The organism is Streptomyces sp. NPDC005004, from assembly GCF_053600675.1.
The window spans coordinates 1641-4924 of record NZ_JBSGAH010000044.1; the positions used below are offsets into that span (position 1 = coordinate 1641).

At 56.8% G+C, this 3284-nt stretch carries 1 rRNA gene; it reads left to right on the forward strand.

Annotated elements, in window-relative coordinates:
• Positions 1-141 precede the first annotated feature (141 nt).
• Positions 142-3263 (forward strand): 23S ribosomal RNA (locus ACWEEU_RS30515).
• Positions 3264-3284 lie beyond the last annotated feature (21 nt).

A 3284-nucleotide genomic window follows, 5' to 3' on the forward strand; every position in this document is an offset into this window, starting at 1 on the left:
GCCGGGCACGCTGTTGGGTGTCTGAGGGAATGATTGATTCTTCTCCTCAGTCGCCGGCCCCAGTGACTTGCCAGTTTGTCTGGTGAGGTGATGGGTGGCTGGTCGTTGTTTGAGAACTGCACAGTGGACGCGAGCATCTGTGGCCAAGTTTTTAAGGGCGCACGGTGGATGCCTTGGCACCAGGAACCGATGAAGGACGTGGGAGGCCACGATAGTCCCCGGGGAGCCGTCAACCAGGCTTTGATCCGGGGGTTTCCGAATGGGGAAACCCGGCAGTCGTCATGGGCTGTCACCCGCTGCTGAACACATAGGCAGTGTGGAGGGAACGAGGGGAAGTGAAACATCTCAGTACCCTCAGGAAGAGAAAACAACCGTGATTCCGGGAGTAGTGGCGAGCGAAACCGGATGAGGCCAAACCGTATGCGTGTGAGACCCGGCAGGGGTTGCGTATACGGGGTTGTGGGATCTCTCTTCTACGGTCTGCCGGCCGTAGGACGAGTCAGAAACCGTTGATGTAGGCGAAGGACATGCGAAAGGTCCGGCGTAGAGGGTAAGACCCCCGTAGTCGAAACATCAGCGGCTCGTTTGAGAGACACCCAAGTAGCACGGGGCCCGAGAAATCCCGTGTGAATCTGGCGGGACCACCCGCTAAGCCTAAATATTCCCTGGTGACCGATAGCGGATAGTACCGTGAGGGAATGGTGAAAAGTACCGCGGGAGCGGAGTGAAATAGTACCTGAAACCGTGTGCCTACAAGCCGTGGGAGCGTCGGATACAAGCTTGCTTGTGTCTCGTGACTGCGTGCCTTTTGAAGAATGAGCCTGCGAGTTTGCGGTGTGTTGCGAGGTTAACCCGGGTGGGGAAGCCGTAGCGAAAGCGAGTCCGAACAGGGCGATTCAGTAGCACGCTCAAGACCCGAAGCGGAGTGATCTAGCCATGGGCAGGTTGAAGCGGAGGTAAGACTTCGTGGAGGACCGAACCCACCAGGGTTGAAAACCTGGGGGATGACCTGTGGTTAGGGGTGAAAGGCCAATCAAACTCCGTGATAGCTGGTTCTCCCCGAAATGCATTTAGGTGCAGCGTCGTGTGTTTCTTGCCGGAGGTAGAGCACTGGATAGGCGATGGGCCCTACCGGGTTACTGACCTTAGCCAAACTCCGAATGCCGGTAAGTGAGAGCACGGCAGTGAGACTGTGGGGGATAAGCTCCATGGTCGAGAGGGAAACAGCCCAGAGCATCGACTAAGGCCCCTAAGCGTACGCTAAGTGGGAAAGGATGTGGAGTCGCACAGACAACCAGGAGGTTGGCTTAGAAGCAGCCACCCTTGAAAGAGTGCGTAATAGCTCACTGGTCTAGTGATTCCGCGCCGACAATGTAGCGGGGCTCAAGCGTACCGCCGAAGTCGTGTCATTCGTACAAGAAGCCCCAACGGGTGTACGGATGGGTAGGGGAGCGTCGTGTGCCGGGTGAAGCCGCGCCGGAAGGCAGTGGTGGACGGTTCACGAGTGAGAATGCAGGCATGAGTAGCGATACAAACGTGAGAAACGTTTGCGCCGATTGACTAAGGGTTCCTGGGTCAAGCTGATCTGCCCAGGGTAAGTCGGGACCTAAGGCGAGGCCGACAGGCGTAGTCGATGGATAACCGGTTGATATTCCGGTACCCGCTGTGAAGCGTCAAACATCGAACCAGACGATGCTAAGTCCGTGAAGCCGTCCCGGAGCCTTCGGGCAAAGGGAAGTGGTGGAGCCGACGATCCAGATCTGCAGTAGGTGAGTGATGGGGTGACGCAGGAAGGTAGTCCAGCCCGGGCGATGGTTGTCCCGGGGTAAGGGTGTAGGACGCAAGGTAGGCAAATCCGCCTTGCACATAGTCTGAGACCTGATGCCGAGCCGATTGTGGTGAAGTGGATGATCCTATGCTGTCGAGAAAAGCCTCTAGCGAGTTTCATGGCGGCCCGTACCCTAAACCGACTCAGGTGGTCAGGTAGAGAATACCGAGGCGTTCGGGTGAACTATGGTTAAGGAACTCGGCAAAATGCCCCCGTAACTTCGGGAGAAGGGGGGCCACGCTCGGTGATTGGATTTACTCCATGAGCTGGGGGTGGCCGCAGAGACCAGCGAGAAGCGACTGTTTACTAAAAACACAGGTCCGTGCGAAGCCGTAAGGCGATGTATACGGACTGACGCCTGCCCGGTGCTGGAACGTTAAGGGGACCGGTTAGTCACTCTTCGGGGTGGCGAAGCTGAGAACTTAAGCGCCAGTAAACGGCGGTGGTAACTATAACCATCCTAAGGTAGCGAAATTCCTTGTCGGGTAAGTTCCGACCTGCACGAATGGCGTAACGACTTCTCGACTGTCTCAACCATAGGCCCGGTGAAATTGCACTACGAGTAAAGATGCTCGTTTCGCGCAGCAGGACGGAAAGACCCCGGGACCTTTACTACAGTTTGATATTGGTGTTCGGTTCGGCTTGTGTAGGATAGCTGGGAGACTGTGAACTCTGGACGCCAGTTCAGGGGGAGTCGTCGTTGAAATACCAGTCTGGTCGTGCTGGATGTCTAACCTGGGTCCGTGATCCGGATCAGGGACAGTGTCTGATGGGTAGTTTAACTGGGGCGGTTGCCTCCTAAAGAGTAACGGAGGCGCCCAAAGGTTCCCTCAGCCTGGTTGGCAATCAGGTGTTGAGTGTAAGTGCACAAGGGAGCTTGACTGTGAGACCGACGGGTCGAGCAGGGACGAAAGTCGGGACTAGTGATCCGGCGGTGGCTTGTGGAAGCGCCGTCGCTCAACGGATAAAAGGTACCCCGGGGATAACAGGCTGATCTTCCCCAAGAGTCCATATCGACGGGATGGTTTGGCACCTCGATGTCGGCTCGTCGCATCCTGGGGCTGGAGTCGGTCCCAAGGGTTGGGCTGTTCGCCCATTAAAGCGGTACGCGAGCTGGGTTTAGAACGTCGTGAGACAGTTCGGTCCCTATCCGCTGTGCGCGTAGGAATATTGAGAAGGGCTGTCCCTAGTACGAGAGGACCGGGACGGACGAACCTCTGGTGTGCCAGTTGTTCTGCCAAGGGCATGGCTGGTTGGCTACGTTCGGGAGGGATAACCGCTGAAAGCATCTAAGCGGGAAGCCTGCTTCGAGATGAGTATTCCCACCTCCTTGAGAGGGTAAGGCTCCCAGTAGACGACTGGGTTGATAGGCCAGATATGGAAGCCCGGTAACGGGTGGAGTTGACTGGTACTAATAGGCCGAGGGCTTGTCCTCAGTTGCTCGCGTCCACTGTGT